An 18,661-nucleotide genomic window follows, 5' to 3' on the forward strand; every position below is an offset into this window, starting at 1 on the left:
CCGGTCGTCTGGGCACCTCGCCCACGTCCAGACGCCCGGACCACGCGCCTCAGGTTCCTCCCATCTCATACCTTCGTTTAGCGCGGCAACGACCACGCGGCAATTGAAGCCAACCTGCCCTGACTTCTACGATGCCTGGTAACACGACACAGGAATCCACGGGAGCCCCGGATGCAGTTGCAACGCCGATGGTTATTCATCTTTCTGATTGCCGCCCTGCCAGTCATTGCATTGGCGGCGTACCTGATGTGGGAACCGGCCATTGCGCCGGTCACCCCGCCGGCCCCGGCATCGTTCGACCGGCAGCTGGTGCTGCGCGGCGCCCGCGTGGTGGCGCTGGGCGATTGCGCGGTATGCCACACGGCAAAGGGCGGCAAGCCGTTTGCAGGCGGCCTGCCGCTCGCCACGCCGTTCGGCACGATCTACTCCACCAACATCACGCCTGACCCGGAGACGGGCATCGGCAACTGGTCGCCCCAGGCGTTCACGCGGGCCATGCGCCGCGGTATCGCCCGCGACGGGCATCAGCTCTATCCGGCCTTTCCGTATATCCACTTCACGCACATGTCGGACGACGACATCGCGGCCGCCTACGCCTACCTGATGCGGCGCGATCCCGTGCAGGCCCGCACGCCGGCCAATGCGCTGGTGTTCCCGTTGAACTTCCGGCCGCTGGTGGCGTTCTGGAACGTGCTGTTCCTGCGGCCCGGGCCTCATGCGCCCGAACGTGCGCCGGAAACCACGGCAGACGCATCGCGCAGCGCGCTATGGAACCGCGGACGTTACCTGGTCGATGGCGCCGGCCACTGCGCCGCGTGCCACACGCCACTGAACCTGATCGGCGGCGAAAAGTGGAGCCAGGCGTTCGAAGGCGGCGTGATCGACGGCTGGGAGGCACCGCCACTGGCGGGGCTGGCCCATGGCCCGGTGCCGTGGACCGAGGCCGAACTGGTGACCTACCTGCGCACCGGCATCTCGTCCGCACATGGCGCCGCAGCCGGGCCGATGCTGCCCGTGACACGCGAACTGGGCACCGCTCCGCAAGCCGATGCCGAGGCCATCGCGGCCTATCTGCTGGCCCTGCGCAAGCCCGCACCCAGACAGCCCGTCCCAGCCGGCGCGCCGGTCGACACACAGGCAGTGCAGCGCGGAAAGGTGCTGTTTGCCGGCGCGTGTGCGTCATGCCACGGCGACCAGTCGCCCATGCAGCGCTTCGGCGACCGCCCCGGCCTGGCGACCAGCAGCGCCATTCATGCGGCCACGCCGCGCAACACCATCCAGATGATCCAGCAGGGCGTGCCATGGGAAGGCGAGGATGCGCTGCACTTCATGCCCCCGTTCAGCCAGGCCCTGGACGACCGCCAGGTCGCCGACCTGGCGACCTACCTCCGGGCCACCTATTCCCGCCTGCCGCCGTGGGACGGCGTTGCGCGGGCCGTTACCGACATCCGCAAGGGAGATGCCTCGCAATGATCCAGCTCACCGTCAATGGCACCACCCATTCCCTCGACATCGATCCCGCCACGCCGCTGCTCTATGCCTTGCGCGACGACCTGGGACTCAACGGCGCGAAATTCGGCTGCGGCCTGGGCCAATGCGGCGCCTGCACCGTGATCGTCGCAGGTCAGCCCACGTTCTCGTGCCTGCTGCCAGTGTCGGCCGTGGGCAAGCGCCCGGTGCGCACCATCGAGGGCCTTGGCACCGCACGCAAGCCCGGCCCGCTGCAGCAGGCGTTCATCGATCACCAGGCGGCGCAGTGCGGCTACTGCATCGCGGGCATGATCATGCGCGCCCAGGCGCTGCTTGACCGCAACCCGCATCCGGACGATGCCGAGATCCGCGCGCACATGGAACCCAATCTGTGCCGCTGCGGCACCCACATGCGCATCCTCGCCGCCATCCGCGCGGTAGCGGACGCCGGCAAGACCGGCCGCAAACCCACCACGGAGGCCGCATGATGGACGCCGTCGACGATATCGCAAGCCCGGCCAATCCCGGCCGGCGTGCCTTCATGGTGTCCGGCTCGCTGCTGGTGGGCTTTACGCTGCTGCCGGGCCGGCAGGCACTGGCCCAGATGGTGCTGGCCGACGAAGGCGCTGCCGTACACGTGGCCAAAGGATTCGACAAGCTACCCGGCAGCCTGAAGACCAACCCGTATCTGGACGCGTGGATCCGGGTGGCGCCCGACAACGGCGTCACCGTCCATACGGGCAAGGTCGAACTGGGCACCGGTGTACGCACCGCGCTGCTGCAGGTGGCAGCCGAGGAACTGCAGATCGATCCGCGCCGCATTACGTTCCTGACGGCCGACACCGCACGCCTGCCCGACGAGGGGCTTACCGCGGGCAGTCATACGATGGCCGACAGCGGCAGCGCGCTGCTGAACGCCGCCGCCCAGGTACGCGGACTGATGACCGATGCCGCCGCGCGCGTGCTGCGCGCGGACCCTGCCACGCTGACGGCGCGCGATGCGCGCATCGCAGCCCGCGACGGCCGCTCGGTCACGTTTGCCGAACTGCTTCCGCATGTGAACCTGCACACGATCGCCACGCCGACTTCGCCGCTGCGCGATCCGGCGGCGTTCACCGTGATCGGCACCGCCATGCCGCGCCTGGATATCCCGGGCAAGGTCACCGGCGGCCCCAGCTACGTGCAGGACCTGAAGATGCCGGGCATGTTGCATGCGCGCGTGGTCCTGCCGCCGGCCTACGATGCCCCGCTGCTGTCCGTCGACGAAGCCGGCGCCCGCGCCACGCCCGGCTTTATCGCCATCGTGCGCGACGGCAGCATGCTGGCCGTGGTGGCGCAGCGCGAGTGGCAGGCGGTACTGGCCCAGCGCGCGCTGTCGGCCGGGTGCCGCTGGGGCAAGGGCCGTGCGCTGCCCCAGCCGGACCAGGTGGCGGCGCAACTGCGCCAGATCGCCACCGAGCGAATCGTGATTGCCGATACCACCGCATCGATGCCGCCAGCGGTGAAGACGCTGGCGGCCACCTTTACCAAGCGCTACCTGATGCACGGCTCGATCGGGCCGTCGTGTGCCGTGGGGCATATGACGGACGGCAAGCTCACGGTCTGGACCCATTCGCAGGGCGTCTACCCGCTGCGCGACGGCCTGGCCGAAATGCTGTCGATGCCGAAGGACAGCGTGCGCTGCATCCATGTGGAAGGATCGGGTTGCTACGGCCACAACGGCGCCGACGACGTGGCCGCCCACGCCGCGCTGCTGGCCCGCGCCCTGCCCGGCCGCCCCGTGCGCGTGCAGTGGATGCGCGACCAGGAACACATGTGGGACCATTTCACGCCGGCCATGGTCACGCGTGTCAAGGCATCGCTGTCGGCCGACGGCACCATTGTCGACTGGGACTACGCGCTGTGGAGCAGCTCCCACAACGAGCGCGTGGTGAACGCCGGCCGGCTGCTGCCTGCCACGCAGTTGGCGCGGCCGTTCACGCCCGCGCCATCCAGGCCGATGATGCAGCCCGAAGGCGGCGGCGACCGCAATGCGGTGCCGCTGTACCGCCTGCCCGCGAGCCATATCGTGAACAACTTCTCGCCCGCCATGCCGCTGCGCACATCGGCCATGCGGTCGCTGGGCGCGCATATGAACGTGTTCACCATCGAAACGTTCATGGACGACCTGGCCCGTGCGGCCGGCGCCGACCCGGTGGCATTCCGCATCCGCCACATGGACGATCCCCGCGCGCTCGACGTGATCCGCCTGGCGGCACAACGGTTCGGTTGGCCGCGCCGTCAACGCAAGCCGGGGCACGGCGTGGGCTTTGCGTTCGGCAAGTACAAGAACCTGATGGCCTACGTCGCCATGGCAGTGGAGGTGGCCGTGGATCGCGACACCGGCCAGGTGCGACTCACGCACGCCGACGTGGCGGTGGACTGCGGCCAGATCGTCAACCCGGACGGCGTACGCAACCAGATCGAGGGTGGCATCCTGCAATCGGCCAGCTGGACGCTCTACGAGCAACTGCGCTTTGATGCCAACGGCGTGCGCAGCTTCGACTGGGGCAGTTATCCGATCATGCGCTTCTCGGCCGTGCCCGCACAGGTACGCGTGCATCTGGTGGATCGCCCGGGCATGCCGTTCCTTGGCGTGGCCGAAGCAGCGATGGGGCCGACCGCCGGCGCCATCGGCAATGCGCTGTTCGATGCCACCGGCCAGCGCCTGCGCGACATGCCGCTGGCCGGGGAACGGCTGCGTGACCTGATCGCACCGTGATCTCCCCATCCCCGATACCCCCTGTGCAACCTGCCCCCATCCACGCGGAGCCAACCATGTCCATCCCCCCACGTCCCCGCGCCATCGTCGTCGGTGGCTCGCTTGGCGGCCTGTTCAGCGCCATCTGCCTGCGGGCAGCCGGCTGGGACGTTGCCATCTTCGAGCGCTCGCCGCAGGAGCTGGACAGCCGTGGCGGCGGTCTGGTGCTGCAGCCTGCGGTGATCGACGCCCTGGACTTCGCCGGTGTCGATCCGGGCGCCGATTTCGGCGTGCCGTCGCGCGACCGCGTGTTTGTAGACCGCAATGGCGCCGAGCGCCGCGCCTACATGCCGCAGACCCAGATCGCCTGGAACGGCCTGTACCTGCGCATGCGGCGCGCGCTGGATCCGGCCATGCTGCACGCCGGCGAGACCTTCACCGCATTCGAACAGGACGGCAGCCAGGTGACGGCACGCTTCGCCTCGGGCCGTATCGAGCAAGGCGATCTGCTGGTCGGCGCCGATGGTCCGTTGTCGGCCGTGCGCGCGCAATTGCTGCCCGGCGCACGGCCCAGCTATGCAGGATACGTAGCGTGGCGCGGCGTGATTCCCGAGACCGCGCTCCTGGGCGCCAGCGAGCCGCTGCTGCGCGACAGCTTCGTGTTCCAGGATGGCCGGGCGCATCAGTTCCTGTCGTACCGGATTCCGGGCGAGGACGGCAGCGTGCGGCCCGGCAAGCGCCGGCAGAACTGGGTCTGGTACCGCAAGATCGCCCAGGGTCCGACGCTGGATGCGCTGCTGCAGGACCGCGCGGGCCAGCGTCACAACTATTCCTTGCCGCCGGGCGCGATGCGCGACGCCGAGATCCGTGACCTCCAGATGGCCGCGCTGGACGTGCTGACGCCTGCGCTGGCGGGGCTGGTCACCGCCACGCCCGATCCGTTCCTGCAACTGATTCACGACTACGAGGCACCACGCATGGTGTTCGGCCGTGTGGTGCTGCTGGGTGACGCGGCCTTTGTGGCGCGGCCGCATACCGGCGCCGGGGCCGGCAAGGCCGCCGCCAATGCCGTGGCCCTGGCGCGGGCGCTGCAGGAGCGCGGGACCGGCAATGCGGGCGATATCGATGCGGCGCTGGCCGCCTGGGAACAGGACCAGTTGCCGGCCGACCGGCGCCTGGTCAAATGGGGGATCGCGCTGGGTCAGCGCATCATGGGCGCCGTGCAGCCGGCCTGAACGTGGCCGGCCAGCATGGAGCACGGGTCAGTCGGCCTCGGGGTCCGGGCCACCATCGTCACCGTTGCCATCGAACGCCGCACCACGGGTCACCATGCCCAGCGCCTGCGCCATGAGGATCAGTTCGGCAAAGGTGCGCGCCTGCATCTTGCGCATGGCCTGGCCGCGATAGATCTTGACGGTGGCCTGGCTGATGCCGAGTTCGTCGGCCACTTCCTTGTTCATCAGACCGTGGACCAGCAGCTTCATGACTTCGCGCTCGCGACCGGTCAGCGCGTCGAGACGCTCGCGCAGCAGTTGTGTCTGCGAGCTGGCCTGGCGGCGGTCGCGGTCGCGCTGCAATGCCTCGTTGACGGCATCGAGCAGATCCTGTTCGCGGAACGGCTTGGCGATGAAATTGACGGCGCCGGCCTTCATGGCCGCCACGGTCATCGGTACATCGCCATAGCCCGAGATGAACACGATCGACGCGCACTTGCCGGCGCGGTTGAGATGGGTCTGCAGGTCCAGCCCGCTGGCGCCACGCAGACGCACATCGAGCACGATGCAGATGGGCTGGTCCGGGAATTCGTGGGCCAGCAGTTCCTCGCCGGAACTAAAGGATTCGCTCGCAAGCCCGACCGAGCGGAACAGCCCCGACAGGGCGCGCCGCACATCCAGGTCGTCATCGACAACCAGTACGACACCGTCGTCGGTCGATTCCCGCAACAAGGCGGCACTGCTGTTTATCGTGGTTCTCATGTGCATGCATGGACGTTCTGGCCGGGGCTTGCGGGGGCGGCCCCAGGGCGCTGCGCCTGGCGCAGTTGGACGAACCGTGCCCCAGGCCAGATGCCTGAAGATGCACAAAGATACGATGAAATTGCCGGGAAACGGCGCGATATCGACGTCAGTCCGCCCAATGCGAAGCGGAATTATCGACGCTTTCGATGAAATTGCAAACGATTGTGTGGCGCTAGCGCGGCAGCAGGGCCCAGTGCCGGCCGGAGATGGCCGCTACACGGCCTCCAGCGCCCGGCTCAGCGTGTAGGCGGTGCGCACGGCCACGTCGAAGGACCGGTCGCAGGCCAGTTCGCGCCCGGCGATGGTGATGCGCCACCAGTCGCGGTTTCGTTCGCAGCACAGCCGGTGCTCTTCCATCTGGTCGGAAAACCAGCGCCACAGCCGGGCGTCCTGGCTAAGCGCGGATGCTGCCGCGCGCAGCCGGACCAGTTCGAGCCCATTTGCTTGATCCATGAAGTTTCTCCCTGGAGCCAACGCCCGCGTGCCCCGTGAGCACATGGTAGGCATGCGCGGCCCGTGTGTGCATTGCCCGTTGGTCCGACCGCCGTAGCGCATGGGCATGCAGGGGTCATACCAAAGACGTATCGGCGGCGGCAAGCAGGCGGCAGGCGGCAGGCGGCAGGCGGCAGGCGGCAGGCGGCAGGCGGCAGATTTGTATCCGCATATCCGGCCGCCCGGGGCTGAATACACTGCGATACAAAACCGGGGCAGACCGACACATGGGGCTTGCGCTGTCTCCCTAGACTCGTGCCAACCCTTCGGTGCCAGCCAGTCAGTTCAACGGCTTGCCGAGCCGAAGCGCAACGCTCAGGGAGCAAGGCATGGAGACAAGACATTCGAAGGGCGGCCGCGGCCTTGCCCTCGTGATGGGACGGAAGCCCGTCTGCACCGTGCCATTCGGAAACGGATCGTTCCCGGTCGATATCGGTGTGATCGCGCTGGCGCTACACCCCATCGTATGGGTGCTGGCATCGGCCGTGCCCCAGCGGCACCCGGTTCCCCGCGGCGCATGCGCCCGATAGAAGCGAAACCCCTCAAGTCACCCTCGAAGTAAAACGCTAGCGTCAGACGCAAAGGAGAAAACATGAGCAAGACCATCGATTTGCCGCGCCGCAACTTTCTTGGCACCGCCGGCCTGGCGCTGGCCGCCGCCCAGCTTGGCGTGATCGGCTCCGCGCACGCGCAGTCGGGCGTGTCGAAGGCCGCGCCGCTGGCGCCGGTCTCACCGGGCACGCATACGTCGTTCGCCACGATCCGGCAGGTCAACGCCGGGGTGCTCAACGTCGGCTACGCCGAGCTGGGCCCGGCCGACGGTCCGGTGGCCCTGCTGCTGCACGGCTGGCCGTACGACATCCACGCCTTTGTCGATGTGGCACCGCTGCTCGCGCAGCGCGGCTATCGCGTGATCATCCCGCACCTGCGCGGCTACGGCACCACGACCTTCCTGTCGCCGGAGACCAAGCGCAACGGCCAGCCGTCCGCCATCGCGGCCGACATGATCGCCCTGATGGATGCGCTCAAGATCCGCAATGCGGTGGTGGCCGGTTTCGACTGGGGCGCGCGCACCGCCGACATCATGGCTGCGCTGTGGCCCGACCGCTGCCGTGGCCTGGTCTCGGTCAGCGGCTACCTGATCGGCAGCCAGGCCGCCGGCAAGCAGCCGCTGCCGCCCGAGGCCGAACTGCAGTGGTGGTACCAGTTCTACTTCGCCACCGACCGTGGCGTGGCCGGCTACCAGAAGTACACGCACGACTTTGCCAAGCTGATCTGGAAGCTCGCTTCGCCGCAGTGGAAATTCGATGACGCCACGTTCGCGCGCAGTGCCGTGTCGCTGGACAACGCCGATCACGTCGCCATCACGATCCACAACTACCGCTGGCGCCTGGGTCTGGTCGAAGGCGAATCGAAGTTCGACGACATCGAGAAGAAGCTCGCCACGGCGCCCACCATCAGCGTGCCCACCATCACGATGGAAGGCGACGCCAACGGCGCGCCGCACCCGGCACCCAGCGCCTACAAGAGCAAGTTCACGGGCCGCTACGAGCATCGCGACATCACGGGCGGCATCGGCCACAACCTGCCGCAGGAAGCGCCCACCGCGTTTGCGCAGGCCGTGCTCGATATCGACCGCAAGTAACCGGGGCCGCCATGCTGCATCGACTGCTGATACTGGCAACCATGACGCTGTCGGCGCTGGCCTGCGAGCTGGGCGGCGCCGGCGATCGCTGCGCCTGGAAGGGCATGCCCGGCCAGTATCGGGTGGATGCGCCGGGCCGGCGGCGCAAGGTCTAGGCCGACGGGCACCATGCCGATTGCGGCACTGGCTGGCATGCTCCGGGGGCATGCCGCTGCTTCCCCCGGTGTCAGACACCGGCCCACCTGACGGCTGCGGCCCCGGCAAACAGCGCAGCCACGCCCAGCAGCAGCGAGCCCAGCGCATACAGCGCGGCATGGGCCAGTTCCCCCCGCTCATACAGCAAGGCAATCTCCAGCGCGTACGTGGAAAAGGTGGTGAAGCCACCAATGATGCCGGTCGTCAGAAAGAGCCGCGCCGATTGCGGCAGCGAAACCTTGAGCGCGAACAGTTCCACGACGGCACCCATCGCGAAGGCCCCCAGCACGTTGATCGCAAAGGTGCCAAACGGATAGTGGGTGCCGACCAGCCGCGCCGCCAGCAGATTCATGCCGTGACGCCCGGCCGAGCCGAGGCCGCCGCCAAGAAATGCAAAGAGAAAACCGTAGATACCCATGACTGTCCTTGTTGGAAGATGACTTCGGGACAGGCCCGCCGACGGCGGGAGGGTGAAGACGCGGCCCCGCCATCGGCGGAATCCATCCACCGTGACAGGAGCCATCAGCCCTTGCGGGCGGTTTCGGGAAGCTCCATTCCCATCGTGCAGCGTGAGAGCTGCTGGGCGGCATTGTAGCAGCGGCACGCCGGCCCCGCCTTTCCTCAGGGACCGTGGTATTTCGGGGCCGCACGGTGTTGCTGCCCGATCGAAGGAATGCGCATGGTCTTATGCGCAGCGGTCGCTTTTGGATAGAACAAACGCGTCGTTCGTATGCCGGATCTGCCGCAGTATGGTGTCGGAACCGTGCCGCGCCATGGGCCGTCCCGCTTCCGGCGCCGCATATGGCTGGCGGGCCGCCGGGTCCGCGCCGCGCATTCCTTCGACACGCCATGACCGACCTTTCAGACATTCACGCCGTGGAGCCTGCCGCCACCGGCCGGCACGAACCGCGTCTTCCCGATCCGTCGCGCGTACGCCGCATCCGTACCGACGCCGAGGCCATCGACGCCGCGCACGCGCTGGCCGCCATCTACCGCCGGGGCGCATCGGCCCGCGACCGCGAACGCCTGCTGCCCTGGAACGAGCTGGATCTCTGGTCGGAAAGCGGCCTGGGCGGCATCACGGTGCCAAAGGCCCATGGCGGCGCCGAGGTCTCGTTCGCCACGCTGGCCGAGGTCTTTGCTATCGTCAGCGCTGCCGACGCGTCGCTGGGCCAGATTCCGCAAAACCAGTTTGGCCTGCTTGGGGTGCTGCGCGAAGCCGGAACCGATACACAGAAGCGCCGGTTCCATGCGGAAGTGCTGGCCGGCCAGCGGCTTGGCAATGCCGGCCCCGAGCGGCGCGCGGCAGGCAGCCGCACCGTGCTCGACGGCACCACGCGCCTGCGGCGAACCGCCCAGGGGCTGCGGCTCAGCGGCAAGCGCTACTACTCGACGGGCGCGCTGTATGCCCATCGCGTGCCCACGCGCGCGCTGGACGACGACGATCGCCCTGTCCAGGTCTGGGTGCCGCGCGATGCCGCCGGGCTGACCGTGATCGACGACTGGTCATCGTTCGGCCAGCGCACCACTGCCAGCGGCACGGTGGAATTCGACCGCGTGTCGATCTCCCCGGATGACGTGATTCCGCTCTGGCAGCTTGCCGACAAGCCGGGGCTCCATGGCGCCAACTCCCAACTGATCCAGGCCGCCATCGACCTGGGCATTGCGCAGGCGGCATTCGACGATGCAGTGGATTTTGTGCGCAGGCACGCCCGCCCGTGGATCGATGCCGGCGTGGCACGTGCCAGTGAAGACCCTCACCTGATCGCCGACGTCGGCCGGCTGGCCATCGACATCGAGGCTGCCCGCGCAGTGCTGCGCGAGGCGGGGCTGACGCTTGACGCCATCGCGGCACAGCCGGTGACCGAGGCATCGGGTGCCCGTGCATCGGTGGCCGTGGCCGAGGCCAAGGTGCTGACCACCGAGGTTGCGCTGCAGGCGAGCGAAAAGCTGTTCGAACTGGCCGGGTCGTCGGCCACGCGCGCCAGACACAACCTCGACCGCCACTGGCGCAACGCCCGCACGCACACGCTGCACGATCCCGTGCGCTGGAAGCTGCATCTGATCGGCAACTATCACCTGAACAATGCGCTGCCCAAAAGGCACTCCTGGAACTGACATGTCGTTGCTACTGACTCCGCCGCCGGCCGATGGCCGCGCGCGCCCAGCCGCTGCGCCCGCAGCCGTGCCCCATGCCGTCGCCGACGATGCCGAGGCGATTGCCATTGCGCACCGTCTGGCCGCGCAGTTTGCGCCCGGCGCCGCCAGACGGGACCGCGAGCGCCTGCTGCCCTGGCAGGAACTGGAAGCCTTCAGCGCCAGCGGCCTGTGGGGTATCACCGTACCGCGCGATCACGGCGGCGCCGGCGTGTCCAATGTGACGCTGGCAGAAGTCATTGCGATCATCGCCGCCGCCGACGGATCGCTCGGACAGATCCCGCAGAACCACTTCTACGCACTGGAGGTATTGCGCGTGGGCGGTACGCCCGCCCAGCAGGCCTTCTTCTACCAGCGCGCCTTGGCCGGCGAGCGCTTTGGCAACGCTCTGGCCGAGATTGGCCACAAGGACTTCCAGCGACGCACGCGGCTGACGCGCGATGGCGACGGCTTCCGCGTCGACGGTCAGAAGTTCTACTGCACCGGCGCGCTGTACGCGCACTGGATTCCGACGCTCGTGGTTACCCAGGACGACGGCCGCGACGTGACGTGGCTGGCCTTCGTTCCCCGCACGGCGCAAGGCGTGGGCATTACCGACGATTGGGATGGCTTCGGCCAGCGCGTGACCGGCAGCGGATCGGTGACCTTCGAGAACGTGCGGATCGAAGCCGGCTGGGTCGTGCCATTCCTGGCGTCGTTCGAACGGCCGACGACGGTCGGTCCGTTTGCCCAGTTGCTGCATGCAGCCATCGACCTCGGCATCGGCCGTGGCGCGTTTGCCGCCACGCTGCCGTATGTGCGCGACCACGCGCGGCCGTGGATCGATGCCGGCGTATCCGCCGCATCGCAGGATCCGCTGACCATCCACCAGATCGGCGATGTCCACGTCAGGCTGCGTGCCGCCGAGGCGCTGGTCCGTCGGGCCGGGCGCGCCACCGACGATGCCCGGTGTGCGCCCGACGAGCAGAGCGTCGCGCAGGCATCGCTGGCCGTGGCCGCCGCCCGCGCGGCGGCGACCACCGCGTCGCTGCTCGCCGGTACGCGGCTGTTCGAACTGGGCGGCACATCGGCCACGCTCGACAACCAGGGCCTGGACCGCTTCTGGCGCAACGCACGCACGCATACGCTGCACGACCCGGTACGCTGGAAGTACCACGCCATCGGCAATTACCACCTGAACGGCACGTTGCCGCCGAGGCACGGAGCCATCTGACGGGCCGTCGTCCGCCACGGCAGACGTGCATGGTGTGCGTTGTGCGTCATGCGCCAGGAGGGCTGTGAGCCGGCAACTGCGCGTAACAGATCGGTGATTTTCTCGTTCTCGTCGAACGGTTGCCGCCACTTCGGCAATTCCGGGCCCGGCCGGAATGCCCGCCGCTACCGGCGCCCGGCGCCCGCCTTGTTGGGCCCTCGAAGGTCGATCTGGTCCGGAACGATGTGTCGATCGTCGATCAGCCGGCTCCAACGCATCAGTTCCTGTTGGATAAACGCCTGAAAATCCGCCGGGCCGGCATGCAGCACCTTGAAACCGTAGCCCGCCAGCTGCTCGCTCAGCGCCAGCTCCGACAGTACCTGCCTGATTGCGAGGTCAAGGGTCTCGATCCTGTTCCCGGGCGTTCCCCTGGGGGCCAGCACGCCGTACCAGCCCGTGACGAACATGTTCTGCACGCCAGCATCCGTAAACGTCGGCGTTTCGGGAGCGATGGACAAGCGGGCGTCGCTGGCAACGGCCAGCGCCCGCAATTTGCCTGTGCTGACATAGCGCAGGCCGTCGGCTCCTGCGAACACGGCATCCACATCGCCGCTCATTGCCGCGGCCACCGACTGGACCCCGCCGTGGTACGGGACGTGCATTACCCGGACCCCGGCCGCCTGCGAAAACATCTCGATGGCAAGGTGGCTGGTATTGCCAAACCCCGATGACGCCACTGTCACCTGGTCGGGATGCGACTTCGCACGCGCGATCAGGTCGGCTACGGACTGGAATCGCGAATTGGCCCCGACGTAGAGCACCAGCGGTTGCTTGGCGACGAGAGAAACGGGCTGAAAATCCTTGACCGGATCGTAGCCGGCCGATTGGCTCACGAGCGGCCCGATGGCGTAGGCGGCCAGGGCGAGCACCAGGGTGTAGCCGTCGTTCCTGGCCCGCTGCGTATATCGCAGGGCTATCTGTCCGCCCGCGCCCGGCTTGTACTCCAGTACCACCGGGGTGCCCAGGCGCTTCTGCAGCCCGGCGCCCAGCGGGCGCGCGATAAGATCCGCCGGCCCGCCGGGGGGGTACGGCACGATGAGTGTGATCGGCTGATCCGGATAGGCGGCCCATGCCGGATGCGCCCAGACGAATACCATCCCTGCCAGCCATATCCCGGCGCGCCTTGCCATCGACGGCCGCAAGGCTGGCAAGCGTGCCGGCGCTGCCCGCCTGAGCCACGTCGAGACGCGCTCGATGGCCGCAGGCAGTACAGATCGGGTTCGTTTCAAAGTGGACGGCAACGCCTGAAGCGCCATGGAGAAGGTAGGGTCGCGGAGGATTTTCCGGACGAGATCATACGCCTGCCCGGCCGTGGGCGATTTGATAAGATCAGGGCTGCCTTCGGCACCCCTGAATCCGCGGGTTTCCCTTTCGCCATCCGTCCGCACTGCGATGTTTTCCATGTTCTTCCCCCGGGCCGGCGTCGGCCTCGGCTTCGATTCCACGTGGGACGCTGGCGACCGGCTGTTCGGGCGCGGCTGGCTGCTGCATGACGACGGCGGCAAGACAGCCGCGCTCGGGGTCTGGGCGGCCGATGGGCAGCGCACGCCCGACGCGCTCGAACGGCTGGCGCACGAGTACGCACTTCGCGACGAGATCGACGCAAGCTGGGCGGCCCGGCCGCTGCAACTGCTGCACGAGCGCGATACGGCCGTGCTGCTGCTCGAGGACCCGGGCGGCGCGCCGCTTTCCCACATGCTTGCGGACCCCATGGATCCCGCGTCGTTCCTCGACGCCGCCATGGCCATGACCTGCGCCGTCAGCAAGCTCCATCAGCGTGGCCTGATTCACAAGGACCTGAAACCCGCCCATTTTCTGGTGGCCGCAGACCGCACCCGCGCCTGGTTGATCGGCTTCGGCATCGCTTCGCGGATGCCACGCGGCGCCGACCCGTCCCTGGAAACCAGCGAAATCGCCGGCACGCTCGCCTATATGGCGCCCGAGCAGACAGGCCGGATGAATCGGGCGATCGATACGCGAAGCGACCTGTATTCGCTTGGCGTCACGTTCTACCAGATGCTCACCGGCGCGCTGCCGTTCGTTGGCGCGGAGCCCATAGACTGGGTCCATGCGCACCTGGCACGCTCGCCGGTGCCGCCGGCCGGGCGTGTCGCCGCAGTGCCTGCGATGCTGTCTGACCTGGTCATGAAGCTTCTGGCAAAGGCGCCCGAGGAACGCTATCAGACCGCCGCCGGACTGCTGCGTGACCTTCAGCGCTGCCACCAGGCACTGACCGCGCAGGGCGGCATCGCGCCGTTTGCGCTTGGGCAGGGCGATCTTTCCGACATCTTCGTCATACATGGCCGCCTTTATGGCCGCGAACAGGCCGTGACGATGCTGGAGGATACGTTCGACCGCGTCGCGTCCACTGGCTGCAGCGAGATCGTGATGGTGTCGGGGCATTCGGGTGTCGGCAAGACATCGGTCATGCAGTCGTTCGCGCGAGCCGTCGCCACGCGTGGCGGCGTCTACGCTGCCGGCAAATCGGATGCGCCGGCCGATGTATCGACCGATGCGCCCGCAGATGGCGGCGCGCGGCTGCCCTATGCCACGCTCGCGCAAGCGCTGCGCGGCCTGCTCAGGACATGGCTGGCCCGTGATCCGGCCGACGCCGCGCCATGGCGCACCGTCATTGCCGAGGCCCTGGGGCCGAACGCCGGCCTGCTTGTACCGCTTCTGCCCGAACTCGAATCGATGCTGGGTCCGGTGCCGTGGGTGCCCGACACGCAGTCGCGCGAGGCTGGCCCCCGGCTCCAGCTGGCATTGCACAGCCTGCTGGCGGCACTGGCCCGCGCCGCGCAGCCGCTGACGCTGTGCTTCGACGACATCCAGTGGCTCGACCATGAAACCACCACGCTGCTGCACCAGCTGCTGACCGATCCGGCCACAACGAACCTGCTGGTGGTCTGCGCCTATCGTAGCCACGAGGTTGACGATGGTCACTCGGTCACGCGCTGCGTCGCGGCCTTGCGTGCGGATGGCGCCAGCGTCGCCCATGTCGAACTGGGTTGCCTCGACGCCCCCGAACTCCACCAGCTCGTGGCCGAATCGCTCCATTGCGATATCGGGACAAGCGCGCCGCTGGCATGCCTGGTAATGGAGAAGACGGCCGGCAACCCGTTTTTCGCCACGCAGTTCCTGAGCGAACTCGCCAACGAAGGCTTGCTGCGCTTCGACCACGGCGCGGCGCGTTGGACCTGGGACCTCGGCCAGATCGCGGCAAAGGGATTCACCGACAACGTCGTGGCGCTTATGGTCGGACGTATTGCCCGGCTTCCGGCCAGCACCCGCGTGGCGCTGAAGCTGCTGGCCTGCCTGGGCAATGACACCACGGTCGACACGCTGGCGCGCGGCTGGATGCGCGACCCGGGCGAGCTCGACCCGGCGATCCGCGAAGCCGTGCGTGCGGGCCTGGTCTCGCGCAAGGAACACGTGCTGCGCTTTCGCCACGACCGGATCCTCGAAGCCGCCTACGCACGCATTCCCGAACCGGAGCGGCAGGGGTTCCATCTGCGCCTTGGCCGCCTGCTGCTGGACCGCACGCCGCCGGCGGAAATCGAGGCCAATGTCTTTACGATCGTCGGCCAGTTGAACCGTGCGGCCGACCGGATCGAGGATCAGGACGAGCGCGACCGGCTCGCGGAATTGAATCTGACCGCGGGGTTGCGCGCAAAATCCGCCTGTGCCAATACGGCGGCACTTCACTACCTGTCGGCCGGGCTCGCGTTGCTGGGCAGCGATGCCTTTGCGCGATGCGAGACCCTCGCGTTCTCGCTGACGCAGCACATGGCCGAATGCGAATTTCTGACCGGGGATTCGGCCCGCGCCGAACTCAGGCTGGCGGAACTGGCTACGCGCACGTCGTCACTGGCTGCGCTGGCCGTTGTCACACAGCTCCAGCTAGGCTTGCTATTGACGGGCGGGCGCCGCGCCGAAGCCGTTACGGTAGGCCTGGCCTATCTGCGCCGCGCCGGCATCGACTGGTCCGCACAGCCCGCAGCGCCGGTCGTGGCGCAGGAAGAGGCGTTGCTGGCGAGCCTGCTGGATGGCAGGGAGATCGCCGCCCTTGCCGCCTTGCCGCGCATGACGGATCCGGGCGGTCTTGCCACGATGCGCGTGCTCACGGCGCTGCTGCAGCCGGCCTGGTACACGGACGATCACCTGCGCACGCTGGTCGTCCTGCGCATGGTCAACCTGAGTATGACGCTGGGGAACAGCGAGGAATCGTGCCTGGCCTATGCCTGGCTGGCGATGCTGCGCACGGCGGCATCCCCCGACGAGGCGGCCGGCGTGGCATTCCAGCGTCTGGCGCTGGCGGTGGCCGAGCAGCGCGGCGTCGAGCGGATCCGCGCCCGGGTGTACCAGATCGCCGGTGGCAACCTGCTGCACTGGACGCAACCGCTGCGCGTGGCACGCGGCCTGCTGCGCCAGGCGCTGGAACTGACCGGGCAGATCGGCGACCTCACCTATGCGGCCTACATACGCAGCAACCTGATGACCCACGCGCTCGCGATTGGCGACCCGCTCGGCCGCGTCCAGCACGATGCCGACGCGGGCAGCGTGTTCGCGTGGGGGCCGCGCTTCGCGCTGGTGGCGGATCGTCTCGCCGCGCAGCGCCAGCTCGTGCGGACATTGCGCGGGCTCACGCCCGTGTTCGGACGCTTCGACGCAAGGGATTTCAGCGAGGCCGAGTTCGAAGCGCGCCTGGGCCGCGACGTGGGGCTGCGGCTTGCCGCGTGCTGGTACTGGATTCGCAAGCTGCAGGCCCGCTACCTGGCGGGCGAAGCCGCCGAGGCGCTCGAAGCTGCCGAGCAGGCCCGCCCGCTGCTGTGGACGTCACCGGCCTACTTCGAGCAGGCCGAGTATCACTTCTATGCCGCGCTGGCGCGGGCCGCCTGCTGCAATCCGGCCATCGCGGATGACCTGGCTACGCATCTGCCCGCGCTGGCCGGACACCATCGGCAACTGGCCCAATGGGCGCGACGCTGCCCGGCGACGTTTGCGCACCGGGCCTTGCTGGTCGAGGCAGAGATTGCCCGGCTCGAAGCGCGCGACGTGGATGCAATGCGTGGATACGAGGCGGCCATCGCGTCAGCGCGGGACAGCGACCTGATCCATATGCAGGCCCTGGCCAACGAGCTTGCGGCGCGCTTCTATGTAAGCCGCCGGCTCGACAACGTGGCCGTGGTGTACCTGCGGCAGGCTCGCCATGGCTACCTGCACTGGGGTGCCGATGCAAAGGTCTGGCAGCTCGACAAGCTGTATCCCGCCCTGGCGGCCGACGCCAGCGCCAACGCCGTGCCGGCCTCGGCGCCGTTGATGGGCACCATCGGCGCACCGCTCCGGCACCTGGACCTGGCCACGGTCATGGCGATCTCCGAGGCGGTGTCCGGCGAGACCCGGCTGGACCGGCTTCTCGCCACGCTGATGCGCACGGCCATCGCGCACGCAGGCGCATCACGCGGGCTGCTGATCCTGCCGCAGGGGGCCGAACACCGCGTGGCCGCCGAAGCGGCGGTTCGGGACGACACCACCGTGGTTACGCTGGCCGACTGGCCGCTCGACACCGCCGAGATGCCGCTGTCCATCGTCCGGCACGTACTCGAGTGCCATGAGCATGTGGTGATCGACGATGCCGCGGCCCAGCCTTCGTTTTCGGCGGATCCTTACGTTCGCCAGCGACGGGCGCGCTCGATGCTTTGCCTGCCGCTGCTGAACCAGGGCAAGCTGATCGGCGTGCTCTATCTGGAGAATGCGCTGGCGCCGGGGGCATTCGTGCCGGCACGGATCGAAGTGATCAAGCTGCTGGCGTTCCAGGCCGCCAGCGCCATCGAAAACAGCCGGCTTGGCGAACAGCGCCGGGAAGCTGACGAAGCGTTGCATCGCGCCCAGGCGGAACTGGCGCACGTCAGCCGCGTCATGACGCTCAGCGCGCTGACGGCGTCAATCGCGCACGAGGTCAGCCAGCCGGTGGCCGCGCTGACCATCGAAGCCAATGTGGCGCTGCGCTGGCTCAAGCGGGAGCGGCCAAACGTCGACGAAGCGGTGGAGTCGCTGAACAGCATCGTCCAGCAGGGGCAGCGTGCGCGCGACGTCATCGTCGGCATGCGGGCCATGCTGCGCAAGACCGGGCCGCAAGCGCAACGGATCGACCTCAACGCGATGATCGCCGGAACGCTGCCGCTTCTGGCGGGCGAACTGACGCGGCATCGGGTCATGCTCAAGACCGAGCTGCTGCCGGCGCTGCCCATTGTGTCGGCCGACAAGATCCAGCTCCAGCAGGTGTTCCTGAACCTGGCGGTCAATGCCATCGAGGCCATGCGGGACATCGAGCCGCATGCGCGCGAACTGACGGTACGCACGGCCGTCAACCCGGCGCGCGAGGTACTGGTAACGGTGCACGATGCCGGCATCGGCCTGCCTGACGATCCGGAACAGCTGTTCGAGGCGTTCTATACGACCAAGCCGGAAGGAATGGGCATGGGCCTGTCAATCTGCCGCACGATCCTCGAAGCGCACGGCGGCCATTTGCAGGCGTGGCAGAACCGGCCCAGGGGGGCCGTGTTCGGCTTCAGCCTGCCGGCGGTGGAGGATGGGGCGATGGGGCGATGGGGATTGAATAGCCGGTAGTACCCGTGCGACGTGACGGTGGCGGGGTTCGGTGGACTTCAACCCCAAATTGCCTATACTGC

Annotated in this window: 13 protein-coding genes and 1 riboswitch; of the genes, 9 read left to right on the forward strand and 4 right to left on the reverse strand. The window is 68.1% G+C overall.

Annotation, left to right across the window (positions count from 1 at the left end):
* Positions 1-171 precede the first annotated feature (171 nt).
* The 4 genes from ACOABP_RS22590 to ACOABP_RS22605 are packed head-to-tail and all read left to right on the forward strand — an operon-like array spanning position 172 to position 5,445.
* Positions 172-1,473, forward strand: coding sequence for a c-type cytochrome (locus tag ACOABP_RS22590; protein ID WP_474230418.1), 1,302 nt, complete (start codon positions 172-174; stop codon positions 1,471-1,473).
* Positions 1,470-1,958 carry a (2Fe-2S)-binding protein gene (locus ACOABP_RS22595; protein ID WP_474230420.1) on the forward strand — a complete coding sequence of 163 codons (489 nt, stop codon included), beginning with the start codon at positions 1,470-1,472 and terminating at the stop codon, positions 1,956-1,958. Before ACOABP_RS22590 ends, ACOABP_RS22595 begins: the two co-directional genes overlap by 4 nt.
* Positions 1,958-4,231 carry a xanthine dehydrogenase family protein molybdopterin-binding subunit gene (locus tag ACOABP_RS22600; protein WP_474230500.1) on the forward strand — a complete coding sequence of 758 codons (2,274 nt, stop codon included), beginning with the start codon at positions 1,958-1,960 and terminating at the stop codon, positions 4,229-4,231. The genes ACOABP_RS22595 and ACOABP_RS22600 overlap by 1 nt, the downstream gene beginning before the upstream one ends.
* A 56-nt stretch (positions 4,232-4,287) precedes the next feature.
* A complete protein-coding gene (locus ACOABP_RS22605; RefSeq protein ID WP_474230422.1) occupies positions 4,288-5,445 on the forward strand; it encodes an FAD binding domain-containing protein in 1,158 nt (385 codons plus the stop codon).
* Positions 5,446-5,472: 27 nt separating this feature from the next.
* Here ACOABP_RS22605 and ACOABP_RS22610 read toward each other — a convergent pair whose 3' ends face one another.
* Positions 5,473-6,186, reverse strand: coding sequence for a response regulator transcription factor (locus ACOABP_RS22610; protein WP_474230423.1), 714 nt, complete (start codon positions 6,184-6,186; stop codon positions 5,473-5,475).
* A 255-nt stretch (positions 6,187-6,441) separates the two neighbouring features.
* Positions 6,442-6,681 (reverse strand): hypothetical protein, encoded by a 240-nt coding sequence (locus ACOABP_RS22615; protein WP_474230425.1) that lies wholly within the window; start codon positions 6,679-6,681, stop codon positions 6,442-6,444.
* A gap of 631 nt (positions 6,682-7,312) precedes the next feature.
* Here ACOABP_RS22615 and ACOABP_RS22620 point away from each other — a divergent pair.
* Positions 7,313-8,365 carry an alpha/beta fold hydrolase gene (locus ACOABP_RS22620; RefSeq protein ID WP_474230427.1) on the forward strand — a complete coding sequence of 351 codons (1,053 nt, stop codon included), beginning with the start codon at positions 7,313-7,315 and terminating at the stop codon, positions 8,363-8,365.
* Positions 8,366-8,376: 11 nt separating this feature from the next.
* Positions 8,377-8,520 (forward strand): MarR family transcriptional regulator, encoded by a 144-nt coding sequence (locus ACOABP_RS22625; protein WP_474230429.1) that lies wholly within the window; start codon positions 8,377-8,379, stop codon positions 8,518-8,520.
* 71 nt (positions 8,521-8,591) lie between these two features.
* On the opposite strand, the gene crcB is transcribed toward ACOABP_RS22625, so the two are convergent.
* Positions 8,592-8,978, reverse strand: a complete 387-nt coding sequence (gene crcB, locus ACOABP_RS22630; protein ID WP_474230430.1) for a fluoride efflux transporter CrcB — start codon at positions 8,976-8,978, stop codon at positions 8,592-8,594.
* Positions 8,979-9,066: 88 nt separating this feature from the next.
* A riboswitch (Fluoride riboswitch) is annotated at positions 9,067-9,128 on the reverse strand.
* A 281-nt stretch (positions 9,129-9,409) separates the two neighbouring features.
* On the opposite strand from crcB, the gene ACOABP_RS22635 reads away from it, so the two are divergent.
* Both ACOABP_RS22635 and ACOABP_RS22640 read left to right on the forward strand, forming a co-directional pair.
* The gene (locus ACOABP_RS22635; RefSeq protein WP_474230432.1) at positions 9,410-10,678 is read left to right on the forward strand and encodes an SfnB family sulfur acquisition oxidoreductase; all 1,269 of its coding nucleotides are present in this window, start codon (positions 9,410-9,412) and stop codon (positions 10,676-10,678) included.
* A 1-nt stretch (position 10,679) separates the two neighbouring features.
* Entirely contained in the window at positions 10,680-11,930 is a 1,251-nt protein-coding gene (locus ACOABP_RS22640; protein ID WP_474230434.1) for an SfnB family sulfur acquisition oxidoreductase, read from the forward strand.
* A gap of 164 nt (positions 11,931-12,094) precedes the next feature.
* On the opposite strand, the gene ACOABP_RS22645 is transcribed toward ACOABP_RS22640, so the two are convergent.
* A complete protein-coding gene (locus tag ACOABP_RS22645) occupies positions 12,095-13,372 on the reverse strand; it encodes a Bug family tripartite tricarboxylate transporter substrate binding protein (protein WP_474227897.1) in 1,278 nt (425 codons plus the stop codon).
* Between ACOABP_RS22645 and ACOABP_RS22650 the strand changes: the two genes are divergently transcribed.
* Entirely contained in the window at positions 13,371-18,599 is a 5,229-nt protein-coding gene (locus ACOABP_RS22650) for a trifunctional serine/threonine-protein kinase/ATP-binding protein/sensor histidine kinase (protein WP_474227898.1), read from the forward strand. The genes ACOABP_RS22645 and ACOABP_RS22650 overlap by 2 nt on opposite strands.
* Positions 18,600-18,661 lie beyond the last annotated feature (62 nt).

The sequence above is a fragment of the Cupriavidus sp. HE11 genome (assembly GCF_056097175.1).